9 protein-coding genes are annotated in these 19,107 nt (G+C 63.1%); 7 read left to right on the plus strand and 2 right to left on the minus strand.

All coding sequences use genetic code 11. The annotated features are described in order from the left end of the window. Positions 1-35: 35 nt before the first annotated feature. The 3 genes from HPY44_09470 to HPY44_09480 are packed head-to-tail and all read left to right on the plus strand — an operon-like array spanning position 36 to position 6,814. Positions 36-1,229: a hypothetical protein gene (locus HPY44_09470; protein ID NSW56232.1), complete on the plus strand. Its 1,194-nt coding sequence runs from the start codon at positions 36-38 to the stop codon at positions 1,227-1,229. A gap of 23 nt (positions 1,230-1,252) precedes the next feature. Continuing rightward, positions 1,253-4,693 (plus strand): NPCBM/NEW2 domain-containing protein, encoded by a 3,441-nt coding sequence (locus tag HPY44_09475; GenBank protein NSW56233.1) that lies wholly within the window; start codon positions 1,253-1,255, stop codon positions 4,691-4,693. Positions 4,694-4,711: 18 nt separating this feature from the next. Then, entirely contained in the window at positions 4,712-6,814 is a 2,103-nt protein-coding gene (locus HPY44_09480; GenBank protein NSW56234.1) for a hypothetical protein, read from the plus strand. Here HPY44_09480 and HPY44_09485 read toward each other — a convergent pair. Beyond that, complete coding sequence (locus HPY44_09485; GenBank protein NSW56235.1) at positions 6,793-8,289, minus strand: hypothetical protein; 1,497 nt, start codon at positions 8,287-8,289, stop codon at positions 6,793-6,795. The genes HPY44_09480 and HPY44_09485 overlap by 22 nt on opposite strands. 68 nt (positions 8,290-8,357) lie before the next feature. Between HPY44_09485 and HPY44_09490 the strand changes: the two genes are divergently transcribed. Then, positions 8,358-11,909, plus strand: a complete 3,552-nt coding sequence (locus tag HPY44_09490; GenBank protein ID NSW56236.1) for a hypothetical protein — start codon at positions 8,358-8,360, stop codon at positions 11,907-11,909. A gap of 265 nt (positions 11,910-12,174) precedes the next feature. Next, the gene (locus tag HPY44_09495; GenBank protein ID NSW56237.1) at positions 12,175-12,384 is read left to right on the plus strand and encodes a cold-shock protein; all 210 of its coding nucleotides are present in this window, start codon (positions 12,175-12,177) and stop codon (positions 12,382-12,384) included. Between the two features lie 132 nt (positions 12,385-12,516). On the opposite strand, the gene HPY44_09500 is transcribed toward HPY44_09495, so the two are convergent. Next, positions 12,517-16,857, minus strand: a complete 4,341-nt coding sequence (locus HPY44_09500) for a hypothetical protein (GenBank protein NSW56238.1) — start codon at positions 16,855-16,857, stop codon at positions 12,517-12,519. A 205-nt stretch (positions 16,858-17,062) separates the two neighbouring features. Between HPY44_09500 and HPY44_09505 the strand changes: the two genes are divergently transcribed. Beyond that, a complete protein-coding gene (locus HPY44_09505) occupies positions 17,063-18,013 on the plus strand; it encodes an aminotransferase class IV (GenBank protein ID NSW56239.1) in 951 nt (316 codons plus the stop codon). 6 nt (positions 18,014-18,019) lie between these two features. Beyond that, entirely contained in the window at positions 18,020-19,084 is a 1,065-nt protein-coding gene (gene mtnA, locus HPY44_09510) for an S-methyl-5-thioribose-1-phosphate isomerase (protein NSW56240.1), read from the plus strand. Positions 19,085-19,107: the final 23 nt, after the last annotated feature.

Below are 19,107 nucleotides of genomic sequence, written 5' to 3' on the forward strand. Positions count from 1 at the left end.
CTCAGCGGGGTCTCGCGCCGGAGAGAGGAAATCCCATGTCCTGGTACCTTCAGGATCCACCCGATTTCGCGAGACACAACGAAGAAGTCGCCGCAGTGTGGAAGGCCTACTATGATGGCAAGCCCACGCGCGTGCCGGTGTCCATTCACGGGAGCATCCGCAATCTCATCCAGAACTCGGCCATCAACGACACCGGATACACCTTCGAAGACTTCTTCACCGACCCCGAAGCGCAAATCCAGTGTCAGCTTGCCTACCAGGCATGGTACCGCAATCACGTGATCTGCGACCGGGAGATGGGCCCGCCCGCCGGCGGCTGGACGTTGAACGTCGACTTCCAGAACTCCTACGATGCAGGCTGGTTCGGCTGCCCCTTGCACTACGACGGCAATGCAGTCCCCGACACGGTGGAAATCCTGAAGCACGACAAGCACAGGCTGTACGAGATGGAGTGCCCGGACCCCCTGCGGGGCGGTCTTCTGGGGCGCGCTATGGAGTTCTACGAGTACATGCACGACCGCTGCCGCAACCTGGAGTTCCAGGGCCTTCCAGTGAACCCTCCAGTCACCATCCCCGGCGAGAGCAATGACGGCCCGCTCGACGCCGCCTACAAGCTGCGCGGGGCCGCTGAAGTCTGTATGGATATGATCGCGGATCCGGACTACTACCACGACCTGATGACCTTCATCACTGACTGCTTCATTCGGCGTATGAAAGCCATCCGCCAGTGGAGATGGGAGAGGCATCCGGACTCGCCGGACAGGGGCCAGTTCAAGCGCCCCGGTTACGGGTTCGCGGACGATGCCATCGTCCTGCTTTCGGTGGAGCAGTACCGGGAGTTCGTGCTGCCGTATCACAAACGCCTGGCGGAGGAGTTTAGTGACGGCGGCGCCAAGAGCGTCCACCTCTGCGGCGACGCCACACGCTTCTTCCCCATTCTGCGGGATGAGATGAACGTTACCAGCTTCGACACCGGCTTCCCCGTGGATCATGGGCAAGTGCGACGAGAGCTTGGGCCGGATGTCCAGATTTTCGGCGGCCCAACGGTCATGCTGCTAAGAGATGGCCCGGAGTCGGCAATCCGCGCTAAGGTCCAGGAGATCTGCGAGTCGGGCATCATGGACGGCGGGAAGTTCGTGCTCATCGCCGCCAACAATATGGCCCCGTGCACACCCGTGGAGCACGTGAGGGCCATGTATGAAGCGGCGCAGGTGTTTGGTCGGTACTGACGCGCCAACGGAGGCGAGATAACGTGCTGCGCGCCACGATCTGCTGCTGTGCCGTCGCGCTCTGGGGCGCAGCCGCCTCGGGGCAGGTCCTGCACGAGTGGACCTTTGACGACCCTGACGCATCGGCGCTCTGGCCCCACGGATGCACCTCGAATGTCGAAGACGGCATGCTCAGGTGCGAGATCACCGGAAAAAGCTCCGGGGTATGGCTCTGGCTGCCCCAGGCCGAGACTCCCGCTCCCGCGAAGCTGGTCATGCGCATCCGAACCAGCGACACCATGGTGGGCCAGGGCGAAGCGTACATCAGAACCCGGGAGCGCCCCGACATCGGCATGCATGGCGTGGTGCGCTTCCCGGTGCCTCATGACAATCAATGGCACGAAATCGCGATTCCGCTCCCCGCAGTTGGCACGATCCTCCAGGTCCGCCTCGCCGTGGGGCACAGACCGGGCACCTTCGAGATCGACTGGATCCGCTTCGAAAGCGATCCGTACCCTGCGGAAATCCTGGCTGCGCGTGATTCCCTTCCCGACCATCTCACCATACAGAACGATGCCCTGCGGGTAACCCTGCGCACCCGTGACCACCGCTACAGTGTGGTTGACCGCCGCACGGGGAGACGATGGACCGCCAACGGTTCCGGCTGCAAGGCGCTCCTCACTGGAGCGCGGCGTGCCGATTCCCGGACGATGGTGCTCGACCTGTACGACCACAGTACCCGCACGGACTACACCAGTACCGTGTCCCTGCCTGAACAGGGAACGGTCTCCTTCGAGCTGAGCACCGAGCACCCGCGGTCACGTTTCCAGGCGCTGGTGGACTACCCGCCCATGCTTACCAGCGATCTTGCCGCGGCGAAGCTTGTCTTCTGCGACCGTTCCGCGGGAGTCTACGTGGATCAGAAAGAGGAGGCTTACGCCGGCAAGCTACTCACGGTCTATGGGAACACCGCCACCACTAACATGCCGCTGGTGGGCGTGGTCAGTTCGCCCCGTGGCGATGCTATGATGGCGCTGGTCGAAACGCCCTGCGACGCCCTGTTCCACCTCGCCCCTGATGCCGAAAAGCGCTGCTGGCCGCAGATTATCTGGCAGGAATCGTTGGACACCTTCGGCTATCCGCGCCGTTTGTCATACCGCTTTGTGCCTTCGGGCGGCTATGTCGCGCTGGCGAACCTGTACAGGAAGTACGCCACAGAGCAGGGGCATGTGCTCCCCTTCTCACGGAAGCTCAAGCAGCGCCCGCAGGTCGCGGGGCTCAGGGGGGCGCCGATCCTCTGGGGCGCCCGAGATGCCTGGCGGTTCATCCAGGAAGCCAGGACCGAAGGAATGGTCGCCGGCGTACTCGCGAACGCCCACCACGGCCTGTGGGACCATGGTTCCCTGCGCAAGCTCAACGAGTTGGGCTACTTGACCGCTCCCTATGACAACGTCACCGACGCCCTCGATGGTCCGACGGGCCCTCAGCGCGATCCGCTGAAGGAGACGGCCTTTCACTCCAGGCCGGATTCCGGCCCCCAGGGCGGCTGGGAGGACGAACTCAACAAGCACTTCATGCGTTCCACAGCCTTCGCGATGAGGGCGCTCACAACCTACGCCCCCGCGGAACTCGAGCATTACGGCTATAACGCCTGGTTCATGGACGTCGCTCTCGCCATCCATCTCCTGGAGGACTGGCACCCCCAGCACACATTCGATCGCCGGCAGGACATGGCCTACCGGCGCGAGTGCTTCCGCTGGCTCAACGATAAGGGGCTTGTTGTCGGCGCCGAGCATGGCAATGACTGGGGCATTGAGTTCATTGACTGGACCGAAGGCTCCCTTGGCGGCCCGTTTTGGTGGGACCGTGCGCGGGACGGGGGCTGGGACCCGGGGCGCTTGAGACGCGCCGTCTCGCGCGAAGACTACACCGACAAATACCTGCGCATCGGCCACGGGTACGACACCCGCGTGCCGTTCTGGCAACTGGTCTACCATGACTGCGCGGTATCCACCTGGTACTGGGGGGACGGCCCGGATTTCCACCACGACGCCGCGCCGGAAGTCTCGGACCAAAAGGACCTCCAGACCCTCCTGTATGGCGGTGTTCCGATTCTGTGGCGCAGCGACGAAGGCTACGGCTGGGAACGCAACCGTGAACGCCTGATGCAGTCCTATCGCGACACCTGCATTTTCCACCGCGAGGTGGCCTTCGCCAGGCTGGTCGACCACGAGTTCCTGAGCCCGGACATGGCCCTCCAGCGGACCCGGTTCGATACGGGACATACTGCAGTGGTGAACTTCGGCGACGATCCCCGCGAGTATACATCCGATTCCGGCGAGACGGTGACCCTTGCTCCCGGCGGATATCTGGTCACCGGACCGGCCTTCCGTCAGACGAAACTCTGGCTGGACGGCGCGGTGGTGAAGAGCATCCAGGCGGAGGGCTACTTCGTTGGGGAAGCGCCAGACCGGCGGAAGGTCGGCCCAGTGGAACTCGATGGACGCTTCGTGGGCTTCCGGGTGAGCCCGAAGCGCTGGCAACTATCACTGGAAGCAGGCAAGCAGTACCGCTTCCGCACCAGCGACCTGACCGGCTGGGATGCGGCAAGCCCTTGCGCGTTGGTAGAACTTGATCCGGTAAGCGCCGATCGCCGAGTGCTCCAGACCGGCTCCGCGGGCGACGAGATCCGGATCGACGCCGCTCCAGATACCCGCTTCTTCGCGCTGGTGCTTGACCCGGACCCCACCGTCGTCACGCTCTACCCGGCAGCCGAGACGCTCCCTGACGGGGACCTGGTGATGCTTTCCGTCGCCGCTGAGAACGGAACCATCCGCTACACACTGGACAACTCCGAGCCCACGCCGGAATCTCCAGCCTACGCCGAGCCTTTCGCACTGGAAGGCAGCGCCGTTGTCAAAGCTCGCCTGTTCGCCGGCTCGCAGGCTCTGGGGCAGACTGTCACCCGCGCACTGAGATCGTCGGTGCGGCTCTTTGGTTCCCCCCTGCTCAGGGGTGGCGACGATGCCCTGCGGGTAGATGTACCGGTGGCCGGACTGGATCAGCTGCGACTGGTGGTTGGCGATGGCGGCAACAGTTGCTGGAGCGACTGGGCGGGCTGGGCGGACGCGGCCTTCGCACGTGCGGACGGGTCGAAACTCTACCTGTCTGAACTCAAGCCTGTCGCAGCGAAGCAGACGTATCACGAGATGACCGTTGACGGCAACCCACCCGGCAGCGGATCGATCCGCATCAACGGCCGCAGGTTTGAGAAAGGCCTCTGCTGCTTCTCTGAGGCCGAAATCATCTACAAGGTGCCGGCCGACGCCGTACGGTTCTCCGCCTGGGTGGGCGTCGATGACCGGGCGAATCCCGGCCCGAATGGCCCTGAGATTCTGCGCGGCACAGTTACTTTCAGCGTCTTCGGCCTGCGCCCGTGGAGGCACGGGACCGGACAATCCCGAGCCAATCAACCAGCGCCCTGATGATGAAGGAGCGATCCCATGCGTAGTCACACTGCGGTCCCGCTCGCCACGATGCTGATTCTGGGAGGCATTATGAGTGCTCAAGCGCAGTCTGTCATGTACCGTCCCGTCGCCACCAACAGCCACAGCGTCGACTTCCGAGACCCCGGCGACGGCTCGTGGGAGATCGTCACCACCGAACACGACCCATACGTGTTCCTGGAGCGGGTCTCCGGCCAACCAGGCCCGGAAGACACTGTTCTGGCTTTCGAATATGCCTGCCCCCAGGGCACCGACAGTGTGCAGGTCTACATCTTCCCGCCCCTCTCCGAGGCCAACAGCGTCAAGGGCCCCGGCCTCACGCTGGCCGAAGGCTGGACCTCGTACGCCATCGACCTGGAGCCTGTGCTGGACGCCCTGCAAGGCAAGTGGGAGGGCCTGCGTCTGGACCCCGGAAATCACGCGGGCCGAACCGTGCGCATTCGTAACATTGTCCTGCGCCCACCCACGGAGCGGGAACTGGAACTCAAGGCCCGCGCGGAGGCCCGCAAGCGGGAAGCGGTGGACCGGGACGCGCGCCTGCGCGAGTATCTGCAGGGCAAATTCCCTGCGCGCGTCAGCGAGGTGCGTGTGACTGCGGATGAGGTCACCGTCGCGGGCGACACCTGCGAGTCCGATGGACGCCTGCTTCTCGCCGAAGTGCCAATCTGGGCGGACATCACGCGGCTGCGTGAAGTCCCGACACTCACTGCGATCGAGAAACGCGGGAAGTTTCGAATCACCCTGCCACGGATGGAGGGCGCGCGGGACAGGATCTACTCACGCTGGGCGATCGTCAAGCGCGGCCGCCGACAGCTTACTCTCCTTTCGACCGGGCGCTACCCGGATGAGATTGTGCCCGAACAGAATATGCCTTTCGAAAAGCCTCGGGGGAAGAAGGGACTGGGGGGCTTCGGTCCGTGGGGCGACATCGTCAGCGACCTCGATGACCTGGACATCTCGGCGGTCACCGTCAATATCCTGCTCAACGGGCTGATCGCCACCGTCCCCGGTGATGGACGCGCGGCCTTCGAGTTCGGCGGGCGGACGTGGTACATCAATGAGGGCACGGTGGCCCACCTCGACCGGACGTTCGCGGAGACCAGCAAGCGGGGCATCATCGTCTCGGCCATCATCCTCCTGGCGCAGGGCCACAATGCCCCGGAAGGCGACTGGTCCCGCATCGTCGCACACCCGGACGCGGACCCGGCAGGCATTTTCGTGATGCCCAACATGGACAGCGAGGAGGGCGTGCTCGCTTACGCGGCTGCCCTTGATTACCTGGTCAAGCGCTACAGCCGGGAGGATAACAAGTACGGCCGCATCCACCACTTCATACTTCACAACGAGATCAACGCGGGCTGGGTGTGGACCAATGCGGGCGAGAAGACCGATGTCTTGTATATGGATCTATACCATCGGTCCATGCGCCTGGCCCATCTCATCCTGCGACAGCGCGATGCCAACGGGAAGGCCTTCATCTCCCTGGAACACCACTGGAACATGAAGGGAGACCCGCACTTCTACACAGGAGCGGGCCTGCTGGACCTGCTCAATCAGTACTGCGCTGCCGAGGGCGATTTCGACTGGGCGCTGGCATTTCACCCGTACCCCGATTCGCTCTTCAACCCGCGCACGTGGGAGGACAAACACGTCACATTCTCCCTGGATACGCCGAAGATCACCTTCCGCAATCTCGAGGTACTCGAAGCCTGGGCGAAGCTGAAGTCCAACTGGTTCCGTGGCGAAACCCAGCGCACCGTGCATTGCACGGAACAGGGGCTCAATTCCCCGGACTACTCGGAGAAGTCTCTGCGCGACCAGGCGGCAGGCCTGGCATACACCTGGAAGAAGTTGAAGCGGCTGGACAGCATCGAGGCATTCCAGTACCACGCGTGGCTGGACAACCGGCAGGAGTTCGGACTGCGCATCGGCCTGCGGAAATTCAGGGACGAACCCGGCGACCCCTGGGGACGCAAGCCGATCTGGTATGTTTTCGAGGCGATGGGCACGCCGCGCGAAGACGAGGTCTTCGAGCAATACAAGAGCGTGGTGGGCATAAAGGACTGGGACGATGTAATCTACAGTGGCCCCATCAGATAACCCGGGCCCGCCTCCTCAACTCGCGTCCAGTTCCGCAGCCTCAGCGCCACGATCTCGCCCTGTATGTCGTGAGCGTCCAGTCTGATTGTGAGCAGCCCAGCCTCTGGCTGCCAGTCGGTGGCCTCCGCACGCACACCGGGGTTGTCCGTCTCTACAGCGACCGGTTCGGAGGCAAGCCTGATCCGCACCGGTTGCGCTCCATACACCCGCATGTTCACCAGCATGCAGTCCCGGTGCATTGTGAGGCCCAGCACGCCGCAGGTCCCATCCCGGACAACCACAGGGGAAAGCGGTTGCGGACCGGTCTCGATGCGCAGCCGGTGAGTGCCCGGGGTTACGCCGCAAAGGCCCAGCAGTGCGTGGTGACCTGTTGCCCCGTACTGGGCTGGAACGGGCCCGTCGGTGATCACCCGCGACACGTGCTCGCCGGGCTTCAGTCTGAGCTTGAGCCAAAGCGGCCCGTCGCAGGCAATGTGCAGCAACTCACTCGGAACACCGCTGGTATCCAGCACGACTTCCCCGTCTGATTGATCAACCCGCGCGAATGTATGCCAGACCCATTGCGAGAAGCACTCCGCCGAGCTGGCCGCGAGCATCATGTCGGACTGGGTGCCCACCGCGCGCAGGAACTCAACCCAGCGACTGACCGCGGCCGCGTTCTCATCCGGATCAGGCGACAGGATGTTGGGCCAGTGAATACCACAGATGCTGTTGCGCGTGAGTTCCACGGGCACCGTGTCGAAGACATTGTACGGGACCCCATTGCCCATTCGATCAATCACCAGCAGGCCGTGGTCCAGCGCGCCGTCAACTGCGATGAGTGGGCTGTGGGCGTGGAAGCCGCCCCCGAAAGGCGTGGAGCAGTACCGAACCTGTGCTTCCCGGAACAGGGCTCCGGTGGAATGCGGGTCAGCGTCGTCGAGGTAGTAGTTGAAGGCGCACGGGACCCCGCTCAGCGGCAGGCTATGTCCGTCTGCCGGGCCCAGGCCATGCTGATCCAGGATCTCCCGGAACACGTGCAGATGTTCCAGCAAGTCTTCCCAGGGCCAGCGGAGGCCCTCCTGCGCTCCGTACCATTCGGCGCGCACCCGCCGTCCGTTCAGCCAGTACTCGTGACCCACGCCGTGCATCGCCAGCTCGAGATGGGCCGCGCGTGTTCGAAATATGTCCGCCGCTTCGTCGGCCCAGGGCCCGATCGTACCCCGGTTATCCCAGTTCGCGCCGGACTGGGTGCAGGATGGGCACCGCGCGCACAGGTTCTCCCGGTCCCACTCGCAGAGCACCATGACCGCCTGAGGACGCATGTTCAGCTCCGCCCCGATGTTGGCGATGGCAGCGTAGTCGCCGGGCTCCATCAGGCGATCCACCCCGGCGCGCCATGGCCCTCCCTCCGCATCCAGGGACCAGCCTTCACGCCAGCCGACATCATCAAGGACAAGCTGCACCGCGCGGGGAATGTTGAGGTCAGTAATCATACACACACTCCTTCCGGCGCCTATTGCCACGGGAGTGACGCGGAATCCTTCTCGCGTGAGGTGTCGGCATGCCAAGAGCGACCGTACTCGCAGCTATCATCCTGGTCTGTGGCTTCGCCCTCGCACAGAGCGACCAACTGCAGCTCCAGCCTGTGCAGGTGGAAGAGGTCCTGGCTCTCCCCGCCCAGGACTGGGTCACAACCGTCACTGCCCCCGAAGGCGAAGGGGTGGTTGTGCTTGGCCTTGATGCTCGCCTGCACGTTCCGGGCAGCAAAGGCGGCGGGTGCAACTGGGTGCTGAGGCTCTGGGTGAACGATCGCGTGGTCCGTGACTCTCAGGCACGTCCCAGGCTGCTGAACAAGCCTGCCTCCTTTGACTTCTCCGGCGGCCAGTACCATTTCACCTGGTACAATCGCGACCACGACGCCTGGATGGTCATGTTCGCCGACAGCTACGATTTCAATACCGCGGGCACGGGGCAAGATTCCCGCTACCTGCTGGACCTCAGCAGCTTCGTCCGACCCGGCCAGACTTTCCAGCTCCGAGTCGCCTACGCTCAGCCCAATCTGCCGGCGGCCCTGAAACAGCAGGCGCCGCTGGCAGTACGCAATGTGGGCGTGGGGCTCCTGGCCCCGGAGACAGTCGCCGCCATGCGTGACGCCGCGATTGCAGACGTGAAAAACCGACGCATCATTCAGATCCAGTCTGCGCCCGATTCTGACGAGCAACCGGGCGAGCCTCCATACGAGATCGCATGGGCGAAACGGCCCGAGAAGCCAACACCCCAGGTGACCTTCGAGCATCTCGATGGCTGGACCGCCGAAGCTCGCGGGGATGCGGAGGTAACCCTCGCAGCATCCCGGGCTCAGCGCATCTGGCGGGACCAGACGCTGCGGGTCCGGTTCGGCCAAGGGCGCGGGACTTCAGTGGTGATCACCCCGCCCGAACCTATCCAGGTCCCCGCGGACACCAATGCCGTCAATTTCTGGCTCCACAGCAACCACGGCCACAGTGCGACAGGTGCGCCGGTGCAAGTCACGGTGGCAGTCACCGACAAAAATGGCAACTCGACCGAACTGGACTGCGGGTCGCTGCGTGGTGACTACTGGGAGCTTCGCCAGGGCCTGATCGAGGAGCAGCTGCGCAGCGACCTGGAGCCTCCGCTGAGCTTCCACAGCATCACTCTCTCGTGCAGCCGCGTGGACAAGCCGATCACCATGTACCTGGAGTCTCTGGCTTTCCACAAGCGCGAACGCAAGCCATACGCCGCACTGGGGAGGCTCACCGATCCGCCTTTCCCGACCAGCGAGGACAACATGCTCCCGCCGCCACCGGCGGGCTGCGAGGTCTCGGTCCAACGACTGGACGACGGCTCCGGCGTGCGTTTCGTGTCGCGCACCGGTTCCTCGAACGTAACCTACATCGTCCGACCGGTCGAAGGTGGCTTCGGTGGAATCACGGCCAGGCTCAACGACGGCGCTGAGTTCCAGCCCATGGCCGATGCGGCCATTGAGTTGATCACGCCAAAGGGCCCCGTATCGGCGAAACACGCACAACTCACCTGCGAGGGCTGGGAGCTTGAGGGGACTGGAATGACCCAGCGCTGGCGCATTGAGGCCGGCGAATCCACGGTCCGGTACACGGTGAGCCACGAACTGCGCGGACGGGCCCTGATGGTTGAGGTCGACTGCCCCGGCGGGGTTGCGACCGCTCTGGACCTGGGCAAGGTGCGTGGGCCCGGTGATCTTCGCGGCATAGAGATCCCCTACCTCATGTTCCGCAGCGCTCCCGGGCCCTGTGTCGCAATGGGCGCTGGAGCGTTCACGTCGGTACTGCCGGACTGGTATCATTCCGCCAGCAGCAGGCTAGACAGCACCGGGGCCCGCACCGAGCCGGACGACGACGGATTGCGGATCGCCGGACACACGCGGTACATGAAACTGACCGACGGCACGCTCAATGACTTGCACGAGCGCATACTCGTTACGGTTTCGGATGACATCCATGACGTGCTCCCCTCAATAGCCACGCCCCGCTCGCCAAAGCTTGAGGAACTCGCGCCGGACATGTACGTGATGAGTTCCGTGTTCACTCCCGGCTACTACCAGACCCTGAAACGGTACGGGCTGGACCATATCATCAGCGTGACCTTCGCCCAGATCTGGTGGCAGCGCGTTGGCGAAGGCTTTGCAATGCGCTGGCGGCCGAGACCCGATCTCAGCATAGATCAGGTCGCCCGCTATCGGGAGCAGATCAAGAGTCTGGGATACAAGTGGGGGATGATCGTCAACTATGACTGCTACTTGCCGATCAACGAGTTCTGGGACGAGGGCAAGGTCTGCCTGAATAGTGACGGGAGCCTGGCGGACGGCTGGTTCGGTCACTACTGGACCAAGAACAACGCAATGGCCGGCATCGCCCGCGAAGTCGGCCGGCGGATCAGAGAGCATTACCCAACAGACTGCGTATATCTGGATGTCCACACCAACATCGGCCCTGATGCCCAGGATTTCGAGGCAGGCGTCGAGGGTGCGGGGACGGCACGGGCCACGGTTCTCGGGAACGCCGAATGCATCCGCGAAGTCCACGTCCAGCAGGGCTCCCTGTGCAGCGAGGGCATCTGCCGCTGGATGTACGCTGGTCTTGCGGACATGGACTATGCGCAATGGGCTGGTGTCACCAAACCGGATGTCAAGCCGCTGCTGCCTGACTTCGACCTCCTGCGCATCCACCCAAAGCAGATCGGGACGGCTATGGGTTACCTGCCCACCTGCTTCTTCGGCACGGAAGCCCTTGCCGAGTTCAACAAGGACCCGGGAAAGGGTACGGACCATCAGCCGTTCTATCACTGGCTTGCGGCGACCATCGCCCACGGACATTCGGCGATGATCGGGTACGGGTACTTCCCATCGTTAGCCCGAACCATACACTACTATAGCCTGCTGTCCGGGCCGCAACGAGAGTACCTGCCGGACACCGTGGCCGGCATCCAGTGGTACTCGGAGGCGGCCTCCTCGTACGTCAGCACCAGCGAGGCGCTACGAAGCGGCGTTCGCGACCAGGGCAGATTGCGCGTAACCTACTCAAGGGGCCTTACGGTCTACGTGAACTATAATCGCGAGCAGCCCTGGAAACTGAGCGTCGGGGGTCGTGAACACGTCCTGCCGCCCTTCGGCTGGGTCATGCACAAGCCCGGGGAGATCCTCGCCTACAGCGCCCTGGTGGACGGACGTCGCGTGGACTACGTTGACTGCCCGGAGTACACCTACCTCAATTCCGGCGTCGGTCCCGTCACCGAAGGTCCCGTCACAGTGGACGGTGCGGTGCTCATCCGCAAAGGACGTCCCCTGCGGGTCATCCCCTGTGGCGATCTTGGCAGTTGGAGGGCGCTGAAGAGTGAGGAGTACCCGATCTTCAACGACCAAGTTCTTGCCGGGCCGCCGGTTGATCGGGGTGTGAAGCAGCTTCGACTGAACCTTCCGGGTCTTTTGAACAGGACCGAAGGTATCACTTTGAGGACTCGCGATGAAGAGGGAGATCAGACACCAGGAATCGCGCTACATGAGGCCGACGTGGAGCTGACGCCTTCGGCCGACGTGACCGAGTGGCTCATCGAATAACACCAGAACGCAAGAAAAAGGTCGTCAGTGCGCTTCTCACTACCATAGGTAGTGTTTCGAGGGCACTTGACAGCCGGGGACTGTCGGTGTTATGGTGTATGTAGCATGAACAGTATCCCCAGTAAGAACTGCTCGGGGTGCCGGGATTGCTTATTCGTGCGCCTTGAAATGTCGGGACGATCCCCACGGGCTCTGATGGCAATGGCACGTTGGTCTTGCCGGAAAGAGACAGGCGCTGGTCTAAAAGAAAGGAGGTAAGAGACGGGTGGAAACCGGCAAGGTCAAGTGGTTCAATGATCAGAAGGGTTACGGATTCATTGAGCGTGATGCTGGTGGAGAGGACGTTTTCGTCCATTACTCCGGCATCGATGCCGAAGGCTACAGGTCCCTCGAGGAAGGCGCGCTTGTGGAGTTCGAGGTTGTGACTGACGCAAAGGGGCCGCGGGCCGACAAGGTCAGGGTCATCGGCGCGTAAGTACGTCAATTGACCCCGCCGTCTGTTACGGCCCCCCGGCGCCGAAGCCGGGGGTTCTTTTTGCCCCCCGACAGCCCGACCTCGGCGCATGCTCGGTCCGTTCGCATCGCTCTTGCCATTACCCTCCGCCGTTCATTTCCGCATCACCACTACCGGCCTTTGCATACGCTGGTAATCAAGTTCTGCAAAACCCGGCACCCCCGTCACCTTGTCCTCAGCATTGTGCAGGATGTACGCAACCGTTGCCCCCGCTTGCTGCCGCGGGTTGAACCCCACTCCCGCCCAACTGCCTGCATCCCAGTAGGTCAGGCTCTCGTGCGGCGTGACCGCGACGCAGGACAGCGCCCACTCCGCCGGTTCACCCTCCTTCCCCTGTTCCGGCTCAGGCCAGGTCGCGTACCACCGCGGGTTCGGATTCTTTCCGGCCACGTCCTCCGCGTCCCCTTTGCCGTCGATGATTGACTTGTTACCCTTGTCGTCCTCGAAAAGACAGCGGGTCACGTAGTAGGCCCGACTCGGAATGCCGAAACGTTCCGCCGACAGCATAGTCACCGTGAAATGACTTCGGTACAATGTGTAGAGCTTGTCGTACGAGTGGTTCCCACGCAGTTTCTTCTTCACGCGGATCTGTGTGAATACCGGGCCGTCCTGCACCACTTCGAAGCTCTCCACCTCCCCCACCTCATCTACCCAGCCCGTGTCCGCCGAAGAGACACCGAGATTGCCGATGATTTTCACGAAGGGGTACTGGCTCTCCACGCCGCGGATGTAGCCTTCCTTGAACCGCACCACCATACGCGGGCTATGGAACACATCTTCTTGTGGCTTCCACCAGCTCGCCGAGAGCGGCTGGTGCCGAGCCTTGCCCGCATCGTCGAGCAGGATCTCGCAACGCACCTTCTGGCCCGGCTCAAAACGGCCCAGCATCTCGAAGGACAGTTCCTTCGCCTGCGCGTCATACTGGCACGGGAACAGTCGCAGGTAAGGTGACTCCTCGCCTTCCTTCATGACCCGTATCGCGCCCGGATCAGCTCTGCCCTCTTTGCCGAGGGCCTTCCATTCCGCTTCCAGGTCGAAGGGCATTTTCGCGATGGGCAGCCACCTGGGCAGGTCGCCCATGTCCACGGTCACGCTCAGTTTGCCGTCCCACAGTGCGAGGTCGGGCTCAATCTTGAATCCACACTCGGCGGTGTTATCCCGCTCGCACAGCTCGGGCACTGCATTGCCGTCGTCCACCTGGAACCAGAATGTCGTGGGGCCGTCGTAACGCTCGCTCGGGAAGGTGAACTCCACCACGGCAGCGCGGCCCGCGGGCACTGAAACGCTCTTAGCACCGAGCCGGGTCGTTTCGCCGATCCTGCCGAGATAAGCAGCAATCGAGACTTCGCCGGAATCCTTTCCCCCCTGGTTTTCCACCGTCAACGCCACCGTGAGCGGATCGCCCTGCTTCGGACGCTCCGGGTCATCCGGCGACTTGCGAGTGCCCGTGATGGACAGTTCGGTCATCTGCGCGAGCTCCGCCGGTCCGATGAGCATTACCGATCCGACCAGCATCCCGGTGGGCAGCATGAGCATGTCATTCTGGGTCTTCACGGTATCGCCGATTTTCACCGGGTCCCCGGCGTCATCCAGCGCAACGATGCGCCAGGCTCCTTCTCCCGCATCCGGACAGAGCGCCCGCCAGTTCACCCGGACCCACTTCGACATCGGCGCGCTGATCCTGATTCGCGCTGGACCATCGCGCCGGGCAGTCACCGGAGACCCGAGGAAGGACTCCACCAGCCCGGGCACGTCGCCCTCCACAAAGAGATATCCATCCTTTCGGATACAGGTCACTCGATTGGCAGTTGCAACTCCGCCAATGTGCCCAGCTTCTTCATCCAGTCCTTTGTAGTCCGCAGCCGCCCAGACGCGGTTGACCCGATACTGCTCGATCTTCGGGCCCTTTACATAGAAGCCGAACTGCGGAATCTCCCAGCTCTGGCCGCCTGACTCCAAAGTCCAGGGCTTCTCACCGAAGTTCACCCACACATTGGTGCCGTCCCCGAAGACAGTGTGCTGCACTGCACGGTCTTTGGTGACGAACTCGTGGCTCACCAGTTCCTCGAACCCGATGACTTCATGGAGCTTGCAGGTGTTGCGGTAGCTCTCCAGAAGGCGTTCGCGGGTCTCGGGCACATCCCACCTATAGCTGTAGTCCTGGGCGACCCAGTAAAGCGGTACGGTACCGTAGAGAATGTTGAAGGCGTCTTTCTTGTAGCCCAACTCCGGCGCGGCACGGCGCAGGTGCCCGGTGCTGTCACCCCAGTACCACGTAGATACGACGCAGTCGTGAAACACAAGCTCCCACAGGGGATAGCGGTTGGCCTCTCCCAGCCCCCACTCGAGATACTGGCGACCGATCTCTTCTCTTGTCTGCGGAATGTCCAGTCCCACGTATCCAGCGGGCCAAGAGTAAAAGCCGCCGCTCTGCATGCCCTCCCAGTAGTTGTAGATGTCGGCCCCCCACCATCGTCCATGCTCGCCTCCGAGCACCAGGTTCAACTCGTTTCCTTGGTAGGCAGCCAGCGCGCGCTTCACCCGGCGGTCATCACTGCGGGTGAGCGGATGCTTTTCATGGAAGCATTCGCGCAGGCCGGTTGCGGTGGTGACGTCGATGAACCGCGCGTTATACGGATACTGCTCAAGCTCCTTGGGAACCCAGCGACGCGACACCGCCTCGTGTAACGCCGAGCAACGCTTCATGAACTGCTTTGGCTTGTCGCCCTTGGTCAGCCAGGCCTTCATGCGTGACCCGTCTGCGTTGATCACCACGTCGTCCGCTTCCACGAAATCTCCGTACTTGCCGGGGTCGCCTTCGAAGGCATCCTCGTAGTTATCGTAGACGCCCATGAGATAGCCGAGGGCCTCAGTTTTCTTCATGTCATCCCATGGCTGGGGCGAGTTCACCAGCATCCGGTCGATTCCGGCAGCTTTCGCCTCGCGGCAAAACTTCAGATCGCTGCGTCCCCAGATATCCGGCGCCCCGAGGAGGCGTTCCAGATGGGGCTTGGCCTTCATCTTCTCATACTGGGTGACCAAGAACCCGTTCTCCCTTGCGTAATCTCGATACCGCTTGCAGATTGCCACGTGCCCGCCGGCGGAGCAGAAGGAATACCGGATACTGCGGGGCTCCGCGAAGATGCCCTTGATGGGGTAGTGATTAGCGGAGGGCGCGAGCAAGTCTTTCCCGCCAACCGGAGCGCGTTCCAGGATTGCCGATCCGTTATCGCAGGATACCGGAAGCTCCCAGAGAAGCATGTAACCGATGTCGCCGTCAGTAACCCCGACCCAGGGCATATCGATGCTCCAGGTGTACCACTGCCTGCCGCGCCAGGACATGTCATCCGTGGGCACGCCTATACCGTTGCAGTAGGCGGCCGCCAGAATACGGCCGCCGGGCTTGTCGAGAACCAGCGGGTGCAACACCGAGAAGCGTCCCACTGTGCGTGAACGGTCGTCAGTGTCAAGGTCGATCCACAGGTTGGGAGCATCACCCTCCAGCCGGAAGGTGATGCTTACCGGGAATCGACTGCTGCCCTCACCCGCCGTGCCCTGAAAGACGAGGCGGTTGCCCTGCGTAGGCGAGTCGTCTCGGTAGGTCAGCACGGGCTCACGGCTCGGAGCGGCCACCGGCTCTTTCCCGCTCTCGTCGGCCAGGGTGAACCGCGCGAAAGTGTCGGGGTTCGAGTGCGCCCAACCACGGGGGTAGTACAACTGGCCCTGCCGGCCGTCCTCGCCGTCGCAGTCGTTGACGCCAATGGCGAATCGGAATGCGGCTCCAGGGCCCTTCGCGATGGCGTCTCCAAGCAGCTCTGCTGGAAGTACGAACTCCAGAGTGTACCCGGTCGGCGACGCTTTGAAGGCCGCTCTTTGGCCGTGCGGCATGGCTCCCCGGGACCAGAAGTTGGATCCCCATGAGCCGAAGCGCACGGCGTACTGCTCCGCACCGATCCAGAACTCCACGCTGTCGCGGTACCACCATTCGTTCTCATCCGCCGATGGGGGCATGAGCCGGTCGTCACGCATCGTGCCGCACAGGAAGAGCCCCTGCGGCGTCCAGCCAATTCTCCACGTGCCGGACAAGTCCGCCGGGCCGTCCACAGTGCGGGCATCGGCAAGCATGTCCGGAGTGAAAGGAATAGCGGCCCCGCGATCGCCCCAGTCCGAGGGATCACCATCGATGACGGGCGCGGAGGGCAGCCTGGGTATGCTCGGCGCCACGGTCTGCACCGCACCCGCATCCGGCCCGCGCCAGAGATAGCCGGAGACCTTGTCCAGCACCGAGAATCGACCGGCGTCCGCATCGACGCGAACCTGCAGGGCACCGTTCTCGAGGACCCAGCTTTCACCGTCCCAGCGCGAGACGGGCTCAGCAAGGGCCGCTGCACACCAGAGGCTGACCAGCAGGATGACCAGGGACCGCGCGGACATGGCGACTACCTCCAACGCAATGATTGGGCGCTCTGTTCGACGTCAAAGGGAAGAGCACCTGCCGAGAGACCGGGGGCGAGGACGGCATCGAGCGGGACGCTCGACCTACGCGCAAGCGCGGGGCGGCCCATGCAAGGTCTCCGTCCCATCCCCGGCGAATTGCTCTGTCCGCACACTCATTCGCCACTCCGCAGGGTGAGGAACCATGTCTGAGCGCCTGGTCTACATCAACGGCGAATACTTCGCCGAGCCCGACGCGAAGATCTCTATCTTCGACTCCGCCGTGCAATTGGGCGACACCGCCACCGAGTCAACGCGCACCTTCCTGCAGAAGCCTTTCAAGCTCGAGGAGCACGTGACGCGGCTCTATGATTCACTGAAGATCATGCGAATCGACCCGGGCATGACAGCGGACGAAATGGTCCGGGTTACCCTTGAGGTCGCCGAGCGGAATTTCCCCGCATACGGTCCCGACGAGGACATCTGGATTGTCCATAACGTCTCGCGGGGCGGGTACTTCCCATCGGGTGACCCATCTGCCAGGCGCACGGCGACTATCATCATACACACCGCTCCCATGAACTTGGACTACTGGGCCGAGTTCTTCGTGCGGGGGTGCCACGCAGTCACGCCGATGTCTCGCATGACCCCCGCCCAGTCTCTGGACCCCAAGATCAAGAACCGCAGCCGCCTGCCGTATACTCTGGCCGAACTCGAAGTCAAACTGGTGGACCCAAGAGCTCAGGGCATCATTCTGGACGTGGACGGGTTCCTCTGCGAGAACAAGGGGGGGAACTTCTTCGTCGCCAAGGACGGTATTGTGCGCACTCCGCCGCCGTGGAACGCCCTGGACGGCATCACCCGGCGCACCACTATCGACATCGCCCGCAGCAAAGGCATTCCCGTCGAAGTCTGCCCTTTGCAGCCTTATGATGTGTACGTGGCTGATGAAGCGTTCTTCACCAGCACGCCATATTGCATCATGCCCGCCACCCGGTTCAATGGTCTGCCAGTGGGCGATGGCAAGGTCGGGCCGATCGCGAAGGCGCTTCTGGACGGCTGGAGCGAGATCGCGGGGTTCGACATCGTAGACAAGGCCCTGCGGAATCTCGAGCCCCCGTTGCGGGACGAACTGCTTGCCGAACGGGGCCGGTGATCCGCGATGATCCCAACCATTGAGTGGGTGGAATTACCCGGCGGCCCGGCCGTGCGCATGATCGACCAGACCTTGCTGCCCGGCGAAGAGAAGATCATCGATTGCACGGAACTGGGCCAGGTCTGCGAGGCAATCCGGAACCTGCGAGTGCGAGGCGCGCCGGCAATCGGCTGCGCGGCGGCGATGGGCATGGCGCTTGTCGCCTGCCGCTCAACCGCTTCCTGCATTGAGGAACTCCGGGCGGAACTGGGTGCTGCGCGCACGGCCCTGGCAGCTACTCGCCCCACGGCGGTCAATCTCTTCTGGGCGCTGGAGCGCATGGCTCAGGCCAGTGCAGGCGCGAGCACCGTAGCTGAGATGCGCGAAGTCCTGCCCGCTGAGGCCGTGCGCATTGCCCGCGATGACCTGGAGCGCTGCAAGGCCATCGGGCGCAATGGCGCCGAGGTAATCCCACCGAGCGCGAACGTGCTCACCCACTGCAATGCGGGTGCCCTCGCCACGGCGGGTTACGGAACCGCGCTGGGGGTCATCCGCGCGGCATGGGAGGCCCACGGAGACCTCCATGTCTGGGCCGATGAGACCCGGCCGCTGCTGCAGGGCGCACGCCTGACGAGCTGGGAACTGCACCAGGATGGCATCCCCTGCACGGTCATTTGCGACAACATGGCAGGCTATGTCATGCAGCAGGGGCGGGTTGACGTTTGCGTTGTGGGGGCCGACCGGATCGCGGCCAACGGGGACGCCGCAAACAAGATAGGCACTTACTCCGTGGCGGTTCTGGCGCATTACCACGGCATTCCCTTCTACGTGGCCGCCCCGCTGTCGACGGTGGATTACGACCTGCCGGATGGTGCCGGGATACCCATCGAAGAGCGCGATCCTAAAGAAGTGTCGCATCTCGCCGGGCTGGCCTGCAGATCGGCAACGCCCGAAGATGTTCACATTTATAGTCCTGCATTCGACGTGACTCCCGCGGAGCTCATCACAGGAATTATCACGGAAGCTGGGATCGCTCGGCCACCCTTCCGCGAGTCGCTCGGAGCCTGGCGTGACCTGCAAGATGGAGCCTGACGTACCCCGCCGCGTCTGGAGGA

This window comes from Armatimonadota bacterium (genome assembly GCA_013314775.1).
GTDB lineage: Bacteria > Armatimonadota > Zipacnadia > Zipacnadales > JABUFB01 > JABUFB01.

What these genes read in the sequence shown, in the direction of transcription:
- HPY44_09480 (NSW56234.1), top strand. Translation starts at nt 4,712, where the DNA reads ATGCGTAGTCACACTGCGGTCCCGCTCGCCACGATGCTGATTCTGGGA.
- HPY44_09500 (NSW56238.1), bottom strand. Translation starts at nt 16,857, where the DNA reads ATGTCCGCGCGGTCCCTGGTCATCCTGCTGGTCAGCCTCTGGTGTGCA.
- mtnA (NSW56240.1), top strand. Translation starts at nt 18,020, where the DNA reads ATGATCCCAACCATTGAGTGGGTGGAATTACCCGGCGGCCCGGCCGTG.
- HPY44_09470 (NSW56232.1), top strand. Translation starts at nt 36, where the DNA reads ATGTCCTGGTACCTTCAGGATCCACCCGATTTCGCGAGACACAACGAA.
- HPY44_09505 (NSW56239.1), top strand. Translation starts at nt 17,063, where the DNA reads ATGTCTGAGCGCCTGGTCTACATCAACGGCGAATACTTCGCCGAGCCC.
- HPY44_09485 (NSW56235.1), bottom strand. Translation starts at nt 8,289, where the DNA reads ATGATTACTGACCTCAACATTCCCCGCGCGGTGCAGCTTGTCCTTGAT.
- HPY44_09490 (NSW56236.1), top strand. Translation starts at nt 8,358, where the DNA reads ATGCCAAGAGCGACCGTACTCGCAGCTATCATCCTGGTCTGTGGCTTC.